Origin of the sequence: Micromonospora sp. NPDC023888, assembly GCF_040639415.1 — a bacterium.
Lineage (GTDB): Bacteria > Actinomycetota > Actinomycetes > Mycobacteriales > Micromonosporaceae > Micromonospora.
The window spans coordinates 39,400-55,482 of the sequence record NZ_JBEZZW010000016.1 but is presented as its reverse complement, the minus strand read 5'-3'; the positions used below and the strand labels follow the sequence as shown (position 1 = coordinate 55,482).

Annotated in this window: 14 protein-coding genes and 1 tRNA gene; 8 read left to right on the top strand and 7 right to left on the bottom strand. The window is 71.7% G+C overall.

What is annotated here, in order from left to right; genetic code table 11:
* Positions 1 to 155 precede the first annotated feature (155 nt).
* Together pyk and AB0F61_RS16720 are read left to right on the top strand one after the other, a co-directional pair.
* Positions 156 to 1,604 (top strand): pyruvate kinase, encoded by a 1,449-nt coding sequence (gene pyk / locus AB0F61_RS16725; RefSeq protein ID WP_357809995.1) that lies wholly within the window; start codon positions 156 to 158, stop codon positions 1,602 to 1,604.
* On the top strand, positions 1,601 to 2,485 hold the full coding sequence (locus AB0F61_RS16720) for an acyl-CoA thioesterase II (RefSeq protein WP_357809993.1): 885 nt from the start codon (positions 1,601 to 1,603) through the stop codon (positions 2,483 to 2,485). The genes pyk and AB0F61_RS16720 overlap by 4 nt, the downstream gene beginning before the upstream one ends.
* Before the next feature lie 56 nt (positions 2,486 to 2,541).
* On the opposite strand, the gene AB0F61_RS16715 is transcribed toward AB0F61_RS16720, so the two are convergent.
* The gene (locus tag AB0F61_RS16715; RefSeq protein WP_357809990.1) at positions 2,542 to 3,210 is read right to left on the bottom strand and encodes a YceI family protein; all 669 of its coding nucleotides are present in this window, start codon (positions 3,208 to 3,210) and stop codon (positions 2,542 to 2,544) included.
* Between the two features lie 255 nt (positions 3,211 to 3,465).
* On the opposite strand from AB0F61_RS16715, the gene AB0F61_RS16710 reads away from it, so the two are divergent.
* Both AB0F61_RS16710 and AB0F61_RS16705 read left to right on the top strand, forming a co-directional pair.
* Complete coding sequence (locus AB0F61_RS16710; protein WP_357410768.1) at positions 3,466 to 3,930, top strand: Rrf2 family transcriptional regulator; 465 nt, start codon at positions 3,466 to 3,468, stop codon at positions 3,928 to 3,930.
* 255 nt (positions 3,931 to 4,185) lie between these two features.
* Positions 4,186 to 5,169, top strand: coding sequence for a sulfite exporter TauE/SafE family protein (locus AB0F61_RS16705; RefSeq protein ID WP_357809987.1), 984 nt, complete (start codon positions 4,186 to 4,188; stop codon positions 5,167 to 5,169).
* 336 nt (positions 5,170 to 5,505) lie between these two features.
* Here AB0F61_RS16705 and AB0F61_RS16700 read toward each other — a convergent pair whose 3' ends face one another.
* Entirely contained in the window at positions 5,506 to 6,945 is a 1,440-nt protein-coding gene (locus tag AB0F61_RS16700) for a pyridoxal-dependent decarboxylase (protein ID WP_357809985.1), read from the bottom strand.
* A gap of 246 nt (positions 6,946 to 7,191) precedes the next feature.
* On the opposite strand from AB0F61_RS16700, the gene AB0F61_RS16695 reads away from it, so the two are divergent.
* Entirely contained in the window at positions 7,192 to 9,477 is a 2,286-nt protein-coding gene (locus AB0F61_RS16695) for a cellulose binding domain-containing protein (protein WP_357809982.1), read from the top strand.
* A gap of 200 nt (positions 9,478 to 9,677) precedes the next feature.
* Here AB0F61_RS16695 and AB0F61_RS16690 read toward each other — a convergent pair whose 3' ends face one another.
* Together AB0F61_RS16690 and AB0F61_RS16685 are read right to left on the bottom strand one after the other, a co-directional pair.
* Entirely contained in the window at positions 9,678 to 10,688 is a 1,011-nt protein-coding gene (locus tag AB0F61_RS16690; protein WP_357809979.1) for an LLM class flavin-dependent oxidoreductase, read from the bottom strand.
* 72 nt (positions 10,689 to 10,760) lie between these two features.
* On the bottom strand, positions 10,761 to 11,240 hold the full coding sequence (locus AB0F61_RS16685; RefSeq protein WP_357809976.1) for an Lrp/AsnC family transcriptional regulator: 480 nt from the start codon (positions 11,238 to 11,240) through the stop codon (positions 10,761 to 10,763).
* 83 nt (positions 11,241 to 11,323) lie between these two features.
* Here AB0F61_RS16685 and AB0F61_RS16680 point away from each other — a divergent pair, with 83 nt between their 5' ends.
* Complete coding sequence (locus tag AB0F61_RS16680; RefSeq protein ID WP_357809974.1) at positions 11,324 to 12,502, top strand: aminotransferase class I/II-fold pyridoxal phosphate-dependent enzyme; 1,179 nt, start codon at positions 11,324 to 11,326, stop codon at positions 12,500 to 12,502.
* An 11-nt stretch (positions 12,503 to 12,513) separates the two neighbouring features.
* Here AB0F61_RS16680 and AB0F61_RS16675 read toward each other — a convergent pair whose 3' ends face one another.
* From AB0F61_RS16675 to AB0F61_RS16665, 3 genes are all read right to left on the bottom strand, one after another.
* A complete protein-coding gene (locus tag AB0F61_RS16675; protein ID WP_357809969.1) occupies positions 12,514 to 13,164 on the bottom strand; it encodes an NAD-dependent epimerase/dehydratase family protein in 651 nt (216 codons plus the stop codon).
* Positions 13,165 to 13,256: 92 nt separating this feature from the next.
* Positions 13,257 to 13,997 carry a transcriptional regulator gene (locus tag AB0F61_RS16670; RefSeq protein ID WP_357809965.1) on the bottom strand — a complete coding sequence of 247 codons (741 nt, stop codon included), beginning with the start codon at positions 13,995 to 13,997 and terminating at the stop codon, positions 13,257 to 13,259.
* A gap of 31 nt (positions 13,998 to 14,028) precedes the next feature.
* A tRNA-Leu gene (locus tag AB0F61_RS16665) sits at positions 14,029 to 14,111 on the bottom strand.
* Between the two features lie 81 nt (positions 14,112 to 14,192).
* Here AB0F61_RS16665 and AB0F61_RS16660 point away from each other — a divergent pair.
* Together AB0F61_RS16660 and AB0F61_RS16655 are read left to right on the top strand one after the other, a co-directional pair.
* The gene (locus AB0F61_RS16660; RefSeq protein ID WP_088991522.1) at positions 14,193 to 14,816 is read left to right on the top strand and encodes a response regulator; all 624 of its coding nucleotides are present in this window, start codon (positions 14,193 to 14,195) and stop codon (positions 14,814 to 14,816) included.
* A gap of 69 nt (positions 14,817 to 14,885) precedes the next feature.
* On the top strand, positions 14,886 to 16,073 hold the full coding sequence (locus tag AB0F61_RS16655) for a hypothetical protein (RefSeq protein WP_357809961.1): 1,188 nt from the start codon (positions 14,886 to 14,888) through the stop codon (positions 16,071 to 16,073).
* The last annotated feature ends 10 nt before the right edge of the window (positions 16,074 to 16,083 follow it).

Below are 16,083 nucleotides of genomic sequence, written 5' to 3'. Positions count from 1 at the left end.
ACGATTCCCGGCGCGCGGTCGCCGTTGCCCGTCGCCACAACGTTCCCGGTGCGGTTCCGCCCGCCGGCCCGACGCGCACCGCGCGTCGTTGGACACCTGTTCCGCTGCCTGCAATGGGTCGGCCCCGAGTCCGACCTGAAGGAGAGACTAGCCTGATGGGCGTGACACGCCGCGCGAAGATCGTCTGCACCCTTGGTCCCGCCACCTCGTCCCCGGAGCGCATCCGGGGTCTCGTCGAGGCCGGCATGAACGTGGCGAGGCTCAACTTCAGCCACGGCAGCCACGCCGACCACGAGGCGGTCTATCGACTCGTCCGGGAGGCGTCCGAGGCGGCAGGCCAGCCGGTGGCCGTCCTCGCCGACCTGCAGGGCCCCAAGATCCGGCTCGGCCGGTTCGCCGACGGCCCGCACGAGTGGCGCACCGGCGACTCGGTCGTGATCACCGGCGACGACATCCTCGGCACCAAGGAGCGGGTCTCCTGCACCTACCGCAAGCTGCCGCAGGAGGTGAAGCCCGGTGACCGCCTGCTGATCGACGACGGTCGCGTCGCCGTCGAGGTCACCGACGTCACCGGCAACGACATCCGCTGCCTGGTCACCGAGGGCGGTCCGGTCTCCAACAACAAGGGTGTCTCGCTGCCCAACGTGGCGGTGAGCGTGCCCGCCATGTCGGAGAAGGACGCCGAGGACCTGCGCTTCTCCCTGAGCCTCGGCGTCGACCTGGTCGCGCTCTCCTTCGTCCGCTCGGCCGAGGACATCAAGCTCGTCCACAACATCATGGCCGAGGAGGGCGTCTACCGGCCGGTGCTGGCCAAGGTCGAGAAGCCGGAGGCGGTGGAGCACCTCGAGGCCATCGTGCTGGCCTTCGACGGCGTGATGGTCGCCCGCGGTGACCTCGGTGTCGAGATGCCGCTGGACCAGGTCCCCCTGGTGCAGAAGCGCGCCGTGCAGCTCTGCCGGGAGAACGCCAAGCCGGTCATCGTGGCCACCCAGATGCTCGACTCCATGATCGAGAATTCCCGCCCCACCCGGGCGGAGGCCTCCGACGTCGCCAACGCGGTGCTCGACGGCGCGGACGCGGTCATGCTCTCCGGCGAGACGAGCGTCGGCAAGTACCCGGTGCTGACCGTCAGCACCATGGCCAAGATCGTGACGACCACCGAGTCCGGCTCGATCGGGGTGCCCCGGCTGCAGCACGACCCGCGTACCCACGGTGGCGCGCTCACCGTCGCCGCCTCGTCCATCGCCCGCGCCATCAACGCCAAGGCCCTGGTCGCCTTCTCGCAGACCGGTGACACCGTCCGACGGCTGTCCCGCCTGCACTGCGACCTGCCGCTGCTGGCGTTCACGCCGGTTCCCGAGGTGCGCGACCAGCTCGCCCTCACCTGGGGCGTGGAGACCTTCCTGATGCCGTTCGTGCAGCACACCGACGACATGTTCCGCCAGGTCGACCAGGCGCTGCTCGGCCTCGACCGGGCCAACCCCGGCGACTACGTGGTGATCGTGGCGGGCAGCCCGCCCGGCACCCCCGGCTCGACGAACACGCTGCGCGTCCACCAGCTCGGCTCGCTTGTCGACGCGGCGTCGGCGCGGGCGCTGCAATGAGCGACGGTCGGGTCGCGGTCGGCCAGGCGGCGGTCGACCAGCTACTGGAAGTGCTCGACCTCGACCCGACCGGGGACATGGCCTTCCGGGGGATGAGCCCCCCGGTCGGCCCGCAGCGGGTGTACGGCGGCCAGGTCGCCGGTCAGGCCCTGGTCGCCGCCGGCCGCACGGTCGACCCGGAGCGGTTCGTGCACTCGCTGCACGGCTATTTCGTCCGGCCCGGTGACCCGGCCGAGCCGATCGCGTTCCAGGTGGAGAACATCCGCGACGGCCGGTCCTTCTCGGTCCGCCGCGCGGTCGCCCTCCAGCACGACAAGCCGATCTTCTTCATGTCGGCGTCGTTCCAGCGGGCCGAGGAGGGCCTGGACCACCAGGTCACGGCTCCCCTGGACGTGCCGCCGCCGCAGGACGTCCCGACGATGACCGACCGGCTCTCCCGCTACCCGGAGCGGCTCGGCATCTGGGGTCAGATCCCGCGACCGATCGACGTGCGCTACGTCGGCGAGCCCGGTTGGGTCCGTCCCGGCGACCGGCCGGCCGACCCGCACCAGCGCGTCTGGATGCGCATCGACGGCAAGCTGCCGGACGATCCGCTGCTGCACGCCTGCGCGCTCACCTACGCCTCGGACCTCACCCTGCTGGACTCGGTGCTCTCCGCGCACGGTGAGGTGTGGGGGCCGGGCGGGCTGGTCGGCGCGAGCCTGGACCACGCGCTCTGGTTCCACCGGCCGTTCCGCGCCGACGAGTGGTTCCTCTACGACTGTCTGAGCCCGTCGGCGTCCGGTGCGCGTGGGCTGGCCACCGGCCGGATGTTCACCACCGACGGCCAGCAGATCGCCAGCGCCGTCCAGGAGGGTCTGCTGCGCCGCGTGGGCGCCTGACGCGGTCGCTGTCGTCCCCGGTCCCCGCCAGACCCCGGGGGTGGTGCGCACGCTGGTCAGGCCTGGTGGATGGCCTCGCCGGCGATCTCGATCTGCACCGTCTTGCCCACCAGGACCCCGCCGCTCTCCAACAGCACATTCCAGAGCAGGCCGTAGTCCTCGCGGTTGATCTCGGCCGTCGCGCTGAACCCGAAGATGTTCTGCCCGTACGGATCACGGCGCGCGCCGCCGAAATTCACCTCCAGGTCGACAGCCCGGGTGATTCCTTTCACGGTCAACTCACCGGTCAGCACGAATCGCCCGGGGGTGCCCTCGGACTGCGGCGGGACAATCGGACTCCGGCCTCGTCCACCCAGCCGGTGGTTACGTAGACGGGCCCATTGGAAGATGGGATCCTCCTGGCCCTGCCATTTGATGCCGGTGCTTCGATATTCCAGGGTGGGATAGCGCTCCACGTCGAGGAAGTCGGCACTCTTCAGATGCGTGTCCCGGTCGATGCTGCCGGTGGTGATGCTCGACGCGGAGATGGTCGCCGTCACCGAGGAGAGCAGCGGGTCCTCCGCCACGAAGATCTGTGCGGTGGCCTCGGCGAACTCGCCGCGCACCGGGCTCACCATCATGTGCCGGGACAGGAAACCGATCCGCTTGTGCGCCTGATCGAGAAGATAGGTGCCAGCGACCGGGATGGTCATGCCATCCCAGGTGCGTGTGGCGGTATCGGTCATCGTGTTGCCTTCCCCCGACGTTTATCAATGTGCTGCCCGACACCGCTGCAACGGTCTGGCGGTCGCGCTCCCGCCCAGCATAAGGACGCTCCATGTCGGCATTCCGGCCCCCACCTTACGGTGGATCATGGAGGGCTTTGACTGCTCCTCGTCGAGGCCCGGAAACGGCGCGAATTGCACGGGTCCCATCGATACGTGTCCGATCGGCCGAGGGCGGCCCGCCCGGCCGGTTGACCGGGGGCTAACCTTGCCGACATGCGCCTCTCCGCCCGGGTCGACTACGCCCTCCGCGCGGCCGCCGAGCTTGCCGCGACGGCCAGTGGCCCTGGGCGCGGCCGGCCCGTCACGGCCGACCAGATCGCCCGTGCCCAGGAGATCCCCCCGAAGTTCCTGGAGAGCATCCTGCTGCAACTGCGTCGGGGCGGCATCGTGCACGCCCAGCGCGGCCCGGAGGGTGGCTACTGGTTGGCCCGCCCGGCCGAGGAGATCTCGCTCGCCGAGGTGATCCGGGTGATCGACGGACCACTCGCCCACGTCCGCGGGCAACGCCCTGAGCAGCTCGGCTACCACGGCCCGGCCCGCGCGCTCCAGGAGGTCTGGATCGCGCTGCGGGCCAGCGAACGGGAGATCCTGGAGCTGGTCAGCGTCGCCGACGTGGCTGCGGGCACCCTGCCCGCGCGGATCACCGAGCTGGTCGCCGACCCACGCGCCTGGATCTGAGCGCCGGCCCACTCGTCGCCGCGTGGCGCGCGTTTGCCCGCGTCACGCCCGTTGCCAACGTCGGGCCGGGTATGCGGGTCGTGCCCGTTGCGCCGGTCGCCCGCGGTCGGGCCGGTTGCCGGCGTCGCTCCCGTCGCCGGGTAGCCCGTGTCGCACGGCGGCGTCCCATCCACCGATCAGAGGCTTGACCCCGGCCGCCCCGTGGCGCATTGTCGACCAAGTCGATAGGAGATACCGAAAAGTCAGGGGGCGCTCGTGCGCAAGCTGCTGGTTCTCGCTCTGGTCGGGCTCGCCGCGCAGCTGATCGACGGCTCGCTCGGTATGGCGTACGGGCTGACCTCGTCCACTCTGCTGCTGGTCGCCGGGGTCGCCCCGGCCGCCGCCTCGGCCTCGGTGCACCTGGCCGAGATCGGCACCACGCTCGCCGCCGGGGTCGCGCACTGGCGCTTCGGCAACGTCGACTGGCGGGTGGTGACCCGCATCGCCCTGCCCGGCGCCATCGGTGCCTTCGCCGGTGCCACCCTGCTCAGCTCGATCTCGACCAAGGCGGCCGCGCCGTGGATGGCGGGCATCCTCTTCACGCTCGGCGCGTACCTGCTGGTCCGCTTCGCCCGACCGCTGCGTACCGACCGGGTCGGCAGCCGGCTACGCGGACGTTTCCTCGGACCCTTGGGCCTTGTCGCCGGCTTCGTCGACGCGACCGGCGGCGGCGGGTGGGGCCCGGTGGCCACCCCGGCGCTGCTGGTCTCCGGTCGCATGGAGCCCCGGAAGGTGATCGGCTCGGTGGACACCGCCGAGTTCGTCGTGGCCGGTGCGGCAAGTGTCGGCTTCCTGATCGGGCTGGGCTCCGAAGGGTTCCTGCTCCCGACCGTCGCCGCGTTGCTGATCGGCGGGCTCATCGCCGCACCCCTGGCCGCCTGGCTGGTGCGCATCGTGCCCGCCCAACTGCTCGGTGCGGCGGTCGGCGGCGCGATCGTGCTGACCAACGCCCGCACGCTGATCCGCGCCGCCGAACTCGACGGCCCGGTCCGCCCTGTCCTGTACACCCTGTTGGCCGCCGGTTGGCTGGCCGCCCTGGTGCTGGCCGTGCGTGCCCTTCGCCGCACCCGCCACAGCCGCGCCGAAGCCGCCCAGGCCACGAACGCTTCCCCCGCCGAGACCGTGCCCACCGAGTTCCCCGCCGATGCTTCCGCCCTCGCGGTCGGTCTCGCCACCACGGGTACGCCCACCCGTCGCTGAACGCCGCCCCCCGGGGCGCGCGGCGTTTGCCCGGTCAAACGTCGTGGTTGCCGCGCCGAGATCGTGCTCGATCGTGGATGTAGTGGCTTCCCGACACTTGGTAACCACTACGTCCCGGATCGAGCATGACCTTGACGGCCGAGGGCGTTCCGACACCCGCTCCCGATCTCTCCGGCAGGTGCTCATCGTCAAGATCCGCGCAATATCAGGGATGTTGCTGTCTCCGACGCGTCTGAGACAGCAACATCAGGGAACTTGCGTAGATCTTGGCGCGGCAGGCGCGGCACGCGGGGGGCACGCGGCGCGGCAGAGGCGGCACGTGGGGCGCCGCGGGGCTTACGGGGTGAGCAGGTTGTCGGCCGCCTCGGAGAGCAGGGACCAGGCCTCGTCGACGTGTGCCTCGGTGCTCTGCGGAGAGCCGACCGCCAGTCGTAGCGTGTAGCGGCCGGCGACGCGGGTGTGCGTCAGGAGTACCCGTCCGGTGGCGTTCACCTCGGCCAGCAGTGCGGCGTTGACGTCGTCGTCGGCGCGCAGCCGGAAGCAGACAAGCGCGAAGGGGTGCGCCGCCGCCAGCTCGAACCGGTCGTCGGCGCGGACCCGCCTGGCGAACCGGTCGGCCAGTGCCACCCCGGAGCGGATGTGCGCCCGCAGCCCTTCGGCGCCGTACCAGCGCACCACGAACCACAGCTTCAGGGCGCGGAACCGTCGGCCCAGTGGCACCTGCCAGTCCCGGTAGTCGATCACCGCGCCGGATTCGGAGGCCGCGTTGCGCAGGAACTCGGGCAGCACGGTCAGCGCGTCGATCAGCTCGGCCCGGTCGGCCACCCAGAACGCGTCGCAGTCGAACCCGGTGAGCAGCCACTTGTGCGGGTCGAAGCAGTAGGAATCGGCGTACTCCAGGCCGGCGTGCGACCACCGCAGCTCGGGGCAGACGGCGGCAGCGCCGGCGTACGCGGCGTCCACGTGCAGCCAGATTCCGTACTCGGCGCAGATGGCTCCGATCTCCGGCAGTGGGTCGATCGCGGTGGTGGACGTGGTGCCGATGGTCGCCACCACGATGGCGGGTACGTCGCCGGCGGCCAGGTCGGCCTCGATCGCCGCGCGTAGCGCGCCCGGCAGCAGTGCCTGGCTGTCCGGGTCCACCTCGATCGGGCGGACGCCGTCGGTGCCCAGCCCGGCGATCCGCACCGCCTTCTCGATGGAGGAGTGACCGTGCACGGAGGTGTACGCGCGGTAGCGCCTGTCGATGCCGGTGTCGCGCCAGCGGCCTCCGCTGGCCCGGTGCAGCGCGGCGAGGGTGGCCACCAGGGTCGCCGAGGACGCCGAGTCCTGGATGACCCCGCCGCCGGTGCCGGTGGAGCGGAACCGCTGCGGCAGGTCCAGCAGGTGGGCGAGCCAGTCCATCAGCACCGTCTCCAGTTCGGTGCAGGCGGGGCTGGTGGCCCAGAGCATGCCCTGGACGCCGAGCCCGGAGCTGACCAGGTCACCGAGCACACTGGGGCCGGAGGTGTTGGCGGGGAAGTAGCCGAAGAAGCCGGGGTGCTGCCAGTGGGTCAGTCCGGGCAGGACGATCGAGTCCAGGTCGGCGAGGACCGCCTCGACGGGTTCGCCGCCGAGGGTGGGTGGCGCGGTGGGGAGCGCGGCGGCGACCGTGCCGGGCGGGTCGGTGGGGGCGACCGGTCGTTGCTCCAGCGTCGTCCAGTAGTCGGCGATCCAGTCGACGACGGCGTGGCCGGCGCGCCGGAACTCGGCGGGGTCCATGTGGGGGGCGCTCACCCGAAGGAGTTGATCAGGCATTGATCGTCGGGGCAAGGGGTCGGTACGGCACGGAGCAACGGTCATCGATGTTGCGCTCTGGAAAGCGCTTGCCCTACGATTCGCGGGGAGTCGGATCCGCGAGTTCAGGGCGTTCACCCCGATCAGATCGCCGTCCGCCGCCGTAGCGGCGGGACGGGTCCACCGTGCGTTCCGGGCAGGGCCGGTGGGCCGCCGCGATCTCCCGCGGATCCTCGGAGGAAGTCCATGCACCCGTCCAGACATCGGCTGATCCTGCTCGCCGGCACGACGGCGGCCGCCGTCGTGGCCGGCACCCTCGGCACTGTGGTCGCCTCGGCCGCCGCCGTCGGCTGCCGGGTCGATTATCAGATCACCAACCAGTGGCAGGGTGGCTTCGGCGCGAACGTCACAGTCACCAACCTCGGCGACCCGGTCGACGGGTGGGCCCTCACCTGGTCGTACGCCGCAGGGCAGCAGGTCACCCAGGCGTGGGGCGCCGCCGTCACCCAGTCCGGTGCCCAGGTCACGGCCCGCAACGTCGACTACAACGCCGCCATCGCCACAAACGGCACCGCCGGGTTCGGCTTCAACGGTTCGTGGACCGGCAGCAATCCGGTGCCGACCAGCTTCGCGCTCAACGGCACCACCTGCACCGGCGCCCCGGCCACCGACGGGCCGACCACGCCACCGCCGACGACGCCGCCACCCACCACCCCACCGCCGACGACGCCGCCACCCACCACGCCACCCCCGACCACGCCGCCACCCACCACGCCGCCGGCCGGGGCGAAACAGATGGAGAACCTGGACCGGGGGTTGATCAGCGTCCGCTCCGGCAGTGGCAACCTGGTCTCCTGGCGACTGCTCGGCACCGAAACCTCAGGGGTGGCGTTCAACCTCTACCGCGGGTCGACAAGGGTCAACGCCAGCCCGATCACCGGCGCGACCAACTACCTCGACAGCGGCGCGGCGGCCGGTTCGGCGTACACCGTGCGGGCCGTGGTCGGCGGCGCCGAGCAGGCGGCGTCGGCGCCGGCCCTGCAGTTCGGCGCGGGCTACCTGGACGTGCCGTTGCAGGTCCCAGCCGGTGGCACCACCCCCAGCGGGGAGAGTTACACCTACAGCGCCAGTGACGCCTCCGTCGGGGACCTCAACGGCGACGGCAGCTACGAGATCGTGCTCAAGTGGGACCCGTCGAACGCCAAGGACAACTCCCAGTCCGGCTACACCGGCAACGTCTACGTCGACGCGTACACACTCACCGGCACCCGGTTGTGGCGCATCGACCTGGGCCGCAACATCCGCGCCGGCGCCCACTACACCCAGTTCCAGGTGTACGACTACGACGGCGACGGTCGCGCCGAGGTGGCCATGAAGACCGCCGACGGCACCCGTTCCGGCACCGGCCAGCTCATCGGGTCCGCCTCGGCGGACTACCGCAACTCCAGCGGCTACGTGCTGTCCGGCCCGGAGTACCTGACCATGTTCAACGGCCAGACCGGCGCGATCCTCTCCACCGTCAACTACGACCCGCCGCGCGGCACGGTGTCGTCCTGGGGCGACTCGTACGGTAACCGGGTGGACCGGTTCCTCGCCGGCACCGCCTACCTGGACGGGCAGCGCCCCTCGCTGATCATGGCCCGGGGTTACTACACCCGCGCGGTCATCGCCGCGTGGGACTTCCGCAACGGCACGCTGACCAAGCGCTGGACGTTCGACTCGAACGCCTCCGGCAACGGCGCCGCCGCCGGTCAGGGCAACCACCAGCTCTCCGTCGCCGACGTCGACGCCGACGGCCGCCAGGAGATCGTCTACGGCGCCGCGACCATCGACGACAACGGTCGGCTGCTCTACTCGACAGGGAACGGGCACGGCGACGCGATGCACGTCGGTGACCTCGACCCGGGCCGCGCCGGCCTGGAGGTGTTCAAGGTCGACGAGGACGCCAGCAAGCCCAGCTCCTGGTTCGCCGACGCCCGTACCGGTCAGATCCTCTGGTCCACAGCGGCCTCCGGTGACAACGGTCGGGGGGTCTCCGCGGACATCTGGGCCGGCAGTCCCGGCGCGGAGTCCTGGTCGGCGGCGGTCTCGGGTCTGGCCAACACGCGCGGGCAGAACGTCGGGCGCAAGCCGTCGTCGATGAACTTCCTCGCCTGGTGGGACGGCGACCCGGTCCGCGAGTTGCTGGACGGCACGAAGATCGACAAGTACGGCACCGGCGGCGAGACCCGGCTGCTCACCGGCAGCTCGGTGGCGTCAAACAACGGCACCAAGTCCACCCCGGCGCTCTCCGGCGACATCCTGGGCGACTGGCGGGAGGAGGTGATCTGGCGAACCACCGACAGCCGGGCCCTGCGCATCTACAGCACGCCCACGCCGACCAGCACCCGGATCTACACCCTGATGCACGACCCGCAGTATCGGGTGGCGATCGCGTGGCAGAACACCGCCTACAACCAGCCGCCACACCCGGGGTTCTTCATCGGCGACCAGATGGCCGCCCCACCCACCCCGAACATCTACCTACGTTGATCTGACCCCTAGCGGTCCCGAGCGGGGTCGCCTAGGGTGGCAGGCACCGGGCCGCAGCCGCGGAATCCGCTCAGCTCCGGCCCGGTGCGCCACACCGCGGCATTCCCGACCCGTCCCGACCGGGGATGCCGTACCACCACCGGTATAAACATTAGGCAGCAACGGGGTCGGCGGGGTGACGCTGACGTGAAGATCGTGTTTCATGCGTCCCGGTGCAGACCGCCCGCCACCTGTTCGGCAATCAACTCGTACGACCGCACCCGGTCGGCGACGTCGTACACGAGCGTGGTCAGCATCAGCTCGTCCGCGCCGGTGCGTTCCACCAGCTCCGTGAGCTGCCGGCGCACCGTCTCCGGCGAGCCCAGCGCCTGACCGTCGCGGCGCGCCAGGACGAACTCCCGCTCGATCTCGGAGTACGGGTACGCCGCCGCCTCGTCGGGCGTCGACAGCGGCTCCGGCCGGCCGGAGCGCAACTTCAGGAACGACAATGCGCTCGGCCCCGCCAGCCACTCGGCCCGCTCGTCGGTCTCGGCGCACACCGCGTTGACCGCCACCATCGCGTACGGCTTGTCCAGCCACTGCGACGGCCGGAAGTTCTGCCGGTACAGGGCCAGCGCCGGCAGGGTGTTCTGCGAGCTGAAGTGGTGCGCGAAGGAGAACGGCAGACCGAGCAGACCGGCGAGCTGGGCGCTGAAACCGCTGGAGCCCAGCAGCCACACGGCCGGCTGCTCACCGCGGCCCGGCGTGGCGACGATCTGCCCCGGCTTCTCCCCGCTGAAGTAGTTCATCAGGTCGGCAAGCTCGCGGGGGAAACCCTCCGCGGACAGGCCCTCCATGGTGCGCCGCAACGCCAGCGCGGTCACCTGGTCGGTGCCCGGGGCCCGGCCGATGCCCAGGTCGATCCGACCGGGGTGCAGCGCCTCCAGGGTGCCGAACTGCTCGGCCACCACCAGCGGCGCGTGGTTGGGCAGCATCACCCCACCCGACCCGAGGCGGATCGTCGAGGTGTTCGCGGCCAGGTGCGCCAGCAGCACCGCTGGCGCGGAGCTGGCGATCGCCGGCATGTTGTGGTGCTCGGCCACCCAGAACCGGTGGTAGCCCAGCTCCTCGGTGCGGCGGGCCAGCTCGGTGGTGGCTTCCAGGGCCGCGCCGACGGTGGTGCCCTTGGCGACCGGAGCAAGATCAAGAACAGACAACGGTACGGTGATCACACGGTCAGCAAACCCGTCACCGGCCGGTTTTGTTCCGCCGCGCGGGTTTTCGTCGGCCAGCTCACCCGCCGCTCAGCCCATCCCGCGTGCCTGCTCGAAGATCAGACTGGTCTGGGTGTGCTGCACCACCGGGTCGACCGCCAGGTGGTCCAGCACGAAGTCCCGCAACGCGTCGCCGGACGCCGCCCGCACGTGCAGCACGTAGTCCTCCGCACCGGCCACGTGGAACACCGACACCACCCCCGGCAGCCGCACCGAGCGGGCCCGGAAGGCATCCACCGCCGCCCGCTCGTGCGCGGTCAGGCGCACCGACACCAGCGCCTGCAACGGCAGGCCGAGCGCGGCCGGGTCCACCTCGGCGTGGAAACCGCGGATCGCGCCCCGCTCCCGCAGCGCCCGGGTGCGGGTCAGGCACGTCGACGGCGCCACCCCCACCCGCTCGGCGAGGGCGTTGTTCGGCAGACGGCCATCGGCGGCCAGTTCGGCCAGGATCGCCCGGTCCACCTCGTCCAGGGCCGGATACGGCCGCACATCGTTCGGCTCAGGAGGCATCCGGCCATCCTCGCCCGAATCCTCCGATGAAACCAATGCCCCGGACAGAATCATCTGCCGAGTCATTGCTTCCCAGACGGGGGATGTTCGACGCTACCGGCATGACAACGATGGACACCCGGGCCGTACACGCCGGTCGCGACGACCTCCGCACCCTCGGCGTGCACGTACCACCCATCGACCTGTCCACCACCAACCCGCTGCCCTCGGTCGACGACGGCGGCGCCGCGTACGAGCAACTCGCCACCGGCGGCACCCTCCCCGCCGACGGCAGCGCCGTCTACCAACGGCTCTGGAACCCCACCGTCGCCCGCTTCGAAACCGCCCTCGCCGAACTGGAGGGCACCGCGCAGGCCGTCGCCTTCGCCAGTGGCATGGCGGCCCTCACCGCCACGCTGCTCGCCGCCGCCCGCGACGACCGCCGGCACGTCGTCGCCGTCCGCCCCCTCTACGGCGGAACGGACCACGTCCTCGCCACCGGCCTGCTCGGCACCACCGTCACCTGGGCCCGCCCCGACGAGGTCGCCGCCGCCATCCGCCCCGACACCGCGCTGGTCATCGCCGAGACGCCCGCCAACCCCACCCTCGACCTGGTCGACATCGCCGCCCTCGCCGCCGCGGCCGGCGACGTCCCGCTCCTTGTCGACAACACCGTCGCCACCCCGGTCCTGCAACAACCCGCCCGGCACGGCGCCACCCTCGTCCTGCACAGCGCCACCAAGAGCATCGGCGGGCACGGCGACGTCCTCGCCGGGGTCGTCGCCTGTTCCGCCGACTGGGCCGTGCGACTACGTCAGGTCCGCGCGGTCACCGGGGCGATCCTGCACCCGCTCGGCGGCTACCTGCTGCACCGCGGCCTGCAGACCCTGCCGCTGCGCGTGCGCGCCCAGCAGGCCACCGCCGAGAAGCTCGCCGGCTGGCTCGCCGGCCACCCGGCCGTACACCAGGTGCACCACCCCTCGGTGCACGACCCGGCGGCGCTGGTCGGTCGCCAACTGGCCGGGCCCGGCAGCCTGCTCGCCTTCGAGGTACGCGGCGGCGCGCCCGCCGCGGCCGCCGTCGCAGGCGCCTGCCACCTCATCACGCACGCGGTGTCCCTCGGCGGCGTCGACACCCTCATCCAGCACCCGGCGTCGCTCACCCACCGCCCCGTCGAGGGCGACGCGAAACCAGCGGCCGGCCTCCTGCGCCTCTCGGTCGGCCTGGAAGACCCCGAAGACCTGCGCGCCGACCTCGCCCAGGCCCTCGCCACGATCGCCTGACCGGCGCCCGGTCAGCTCAGCTCGCGGTTGCCCAACACCCGGGTCGGCGAGCCCTGCCGGGCCACCCGCAGCATGGCGCGACCGATCCCGTCGGTGGTGGTGACCTGATTCGGCAGCAACCGCCGCAACACCGGGAAGAGCGGTCGCGTGACCGCGTGCCCGAGCCGGTACCACCGGGTCCTCGACACCGCCCCGTAGGTCGGCTGGATGAAACCGGGTCGTGCCGCATAGCCGTTGGGCAGCAGCTCGATGATCGCGTTCTCGGCGCGACCCTTGACCCGCGCCCACATCACCCGACCCCGACCCGACGAATCGGTCCCCTGACCCGACACGTAGATGAACGTGACCTGCGGGCTCACCTCGGCCAGCAGCCGCGCCGCCGCGAGCGGGTAGTCGTAGCTGACCCGCGTGTACGCCGCCTCGTCCAGACCCAGCGACGACACCCCCAGGCAGTAGAAACAGGCGTCCACGCCGGTCAGCTCGTCGCGCACCGAGTCCAACTCGCCGGCGTCGGCGACCGTCAGCTCCCGCAGCTTCGGATCCTGTCGACCGGTCGGCCGCCGGCCGACCGTCAGCACCTCCCGCACGTCGTCGGCGAGCAGGCACTCCCGCAACACGCCCTGACCGACCATGCCGGTCGCACCGAAAACAACAACCCGCATCGGTCTCCACCTCTGTCGTCGACCCGGCAAACGGCCATCCGCCCGCGCGCCAGTCAGCCTCCCACGATCGACGTGATCCGCGCGACAGGCGATCAGGACCGCGGGCCCACGTGCCGGTCCAACTCGGCGACAGCGCCCCGCCGCGCCACCGAGAGCGAGTCGTGCCGGCTCATCCGCCAGGCGACGCCCAGCAGGTCGAGGCTCCACTGGCACAGCCGCATGACGTCTGTCGACTCGTTGCCGAACAGGTAACGCGGATAGACGTACGCCCTGCCGCGCACGGTCACCCGGTTGGCGGACCGGCGGCCGGCGGAGTGGAACAGCCCGCGCAGGAGGTCGCCGGGGTGGCGCTCCAGCATCGATCGCTGCCACTCGGTGAGGATGATCGGGCGGTGGTGCCGCTGGTCGGGCCCGTGCTGGGGGAGCAGGCACGGCCAGTGCCGGCCACTGCTCTCGACCGAGACGCGGCCCTGCTGGGCAAGCCTCCGCACCCGCGCGGGGAGCACCGCGCGCATCGCCACCTCGCAGGCGTCGGCGAGAGGTGGACGGCTTGCGATCCGAAGCACCGGCACCTGCGGTGCGACCGTCAACTGACCGCCGCCCAGGTAGCGGCCGAGCAGGTAGGCGTACGCGGCGGGGTCGGTCGGATTCTCGACATCCGGCCGGCAGCGGAAGCACTGTGGCTCCGAGCCCGGCTTCGCCGGTGCGGGCCGGTCGACGCACCAGTGCCGGACCGTGGCGTAGGGCAGGGAGAGGGTGCGGGCCACGGCGTGGATGGTGTGGCCGCGAGCGCGGAGAGCGCGGGCCTGGGCCCGCATCTGCGGTGAGTGCACGCCCGCATCATCGAACACGTGTATGACAGAGTGCCGGGAGCGGGATTCGAACCCGCAAGCCCTTTCGGGCAGAAGTGTTTGAGACTTCCGTGTATGCCGTTCCACCATCCCGGCGGGTGGCGCTTACTGTACCCGACTACTCTCATGCGGGAGCATGGGTGGTAGCCGTGCAGTGATCGATGGTGGGAGTGGCTGGTGGCTGAGATGCCGACGGATGCCGAGCGCAGGCGCGTACTGATCGCCGAGGACGAGGCGCTGATCCGGCTGGACCTCGCCGAGATGCTTGTCGAAGAGGGCTACGAGGTGGTGGGGGAGGCCGGCGACGGTGAGACAGCCGTCCGCCTCGCCGAGGAGCTGAAGCCCGATCTGGTCATCCTCGACATCAAGATGCCGATCATGGATGGGCTGGCCGCCGCCGAGCGGATCGCCGGCGCCCGGATCGCTCCGGTGATCATCCTGACCGCGTTCAGCCAGCGTGACCTGGTCGAGCGGGCGCGGGCGGCGGGCGCGATGGCGTACCTCGTGAAGCCCTTCCAGAAGAGCGACCTGGTCCCGGCCGTGGAGATCGCGCTGTCGCGCTACTCCGAGGTCGCGGCCCTGGAGGCCGAGGTCGCGAGCCTGACCGACCGCCTGGAGATCCGCAAGGCCGTCGAGCGCGCCAAGGGCGCGTTGATGACCACGTACGGGATGACCGAGCCGCAGGCGTTCAAGTGGATCCAGCGCACGGCGATGGACCATCGAATGACCATGAAAGAGGTCGCCGAGCGGATCCTCGCGGAGACCGCCGGCGGCGAGGTGTCGCAGCAGCCGACTGTCTGAGTCCCCGACCTGCGCGAACCAGGCCGCGGCGGGCCACCGCGCGCGGCCGCCGGTGGTTAGCATCGGCCGGTGTCGGTTCGACGGGTGATCGCGGTGTTCGGCCTCCTCGCGTTGCTGCTTGCCGCGTGCGACGGGCCCGGCAAGCCCAGTGGCGGCGAGTCGACGCCGGCTGCCGCGCCGGCGCTGCGGCCGGATTGGCAACCCCTGTCGCTGCCGGCGCCGCCCGGTGCTGCGGGCCGTCTGCTGGTCCGCGACGCGACGTCGTGCGCGGGTCGGTGGTTCCTGGTCGGTGGCGTGCTCGACGCCCAGGGCGGCACCCGGCCCGCGGCGTGGACCAGCGTGGACGGTGCGACCTGGACCGTGCAGCAGGTGCGCCCGGATTCCTTCTACGGGCGGCAGAACGTGTTCCTGTCGGTGGCCTGCCGGGACGGGAAGGCGGCGCTCATCGGCGCCAAGGTCGGCGGCGCGCACGGCTATCCGCGGGTGAGCACGTGGCGGCAGGTGGCCGATGGCGCGCTCGTCGAGGTGCAGGCGCCGTTCGAGACGTACGGCGGGCCGACGGCGGTGAACGTCTCCCGACTGACCGCCGGCGCGCCGGGCTGGTTGATCGTCGGTAACCGTTCGGCGGGTGCGGCGTCCTGGGTGTCGTCCCCGGACGCGGCGGAGTTCAGCCTGGTCGAGGGTGCGCCGGAGCTGGCCAGCGACCCGGCGGGGGTGACCTGGGCGTTCGACGCGGTGGCGACGTCGCCGGGTTGGCTGGCGGTGGGTGGTCTGCTGCCGGCCGGGCGGATCGACCGTGACCCGGCGGTGTGGTCGTCGCCGGACGGGCGCTCGTGGCGGCGCACGGTGTTGCCGGGCGGGTCGGAGTACGAGGAGATGCAGCGGGTGACGCTCGTCGGCGGGGTGCCGGTGGCGGTCGGGCTGCGCGGGGCGACCTTCGGCGCGTGGCGGCAGGAGGCGGCGGGCTGGGTGGCCGCCGGGACGTTCGCGCGGCGGGCCGGTGCCGGGGTGCTGGGTGTGGCGTCGCTCGTGTCGTCCGGGGATCGGCTGTTCGCGGCGGTGACCGACGGGGCGCGGCATTCGGTCTGGGTGTCGACGGACCGGGGTGGGTCGTGGCGGGAGGTCGCGATGCCGCTCGATGTGCCGGCGGGCGTCGACCGGGACGTGACGCTGGTGGCGGTGGGTGACCGGTGGTGGTTCGCGGCGGACGACGGCACGCGGGCCGGGCTGTGGTGGGCCGCCGGCCCGGGAGTCTGAAAGCCGACGG

Excerpts from the sequence above, each read along its gene's own strand:
- pyk (WP_357809995.1), top strand. The coding sequence starts at position 156 with ATGGGCGTGACACGCCGCGCGAAGATCGTCTGCACCCTTGGTCCCGCC.
- AB0F61_RS16720 (WP_357809993.1), top strand. The coding sequence starts at position 1,601 with ATGAGCGACGGTCGGGTCGCGGTCGGCCAGGCGGCGGTCGACCAGCTA.
- AB0F61_RS16715 (WP_357809990.1), bottom strand. The coding sequence starts at position 3,210 with ATGACCGATACCGCCACACGCACCTGGGATGGCATGACCATCCCGGTC.
- AB0F61_RS16710 (WP_357410768.1), top strand. The coding sequence starts at position 3,466 with ATGCGCCTCTCCGCCCGGGTCGACTACGCCCTCCGCGCGGCCGCCGAG.
- AB0F61_RS16695 (WP_357809982.1), top strand. The coding sequence starts at position 7,192 with ATGCACCCGTCCAGACATCGGCTGATCCTGCTCGCCGGCACGACGGCG.
- AB0F61_RS16685 (WP_357809976.1), bottom strand. The coding sequence starts at position 11,240 with ATGCCTCCTGAGCCGAACGATGTGCGGCCGTATCCGGCCCTGGACGAG.
- AB0F61_RS16680 (WP_357809974.1), top strand. The coding sequence starts at position 11,324 with ATGTTCGACGCTACCGGCATGACAACGATGGACACCCGGGCCGTACAC.
- AB0F61_RS16675 (WP_357809969.1), bottom strand. The coding sequence starts at position 13,164 with ATGCGGGTTGTTGTTTTCGGTGCGACCGGCATGGTCGGTCAGGGCGTG.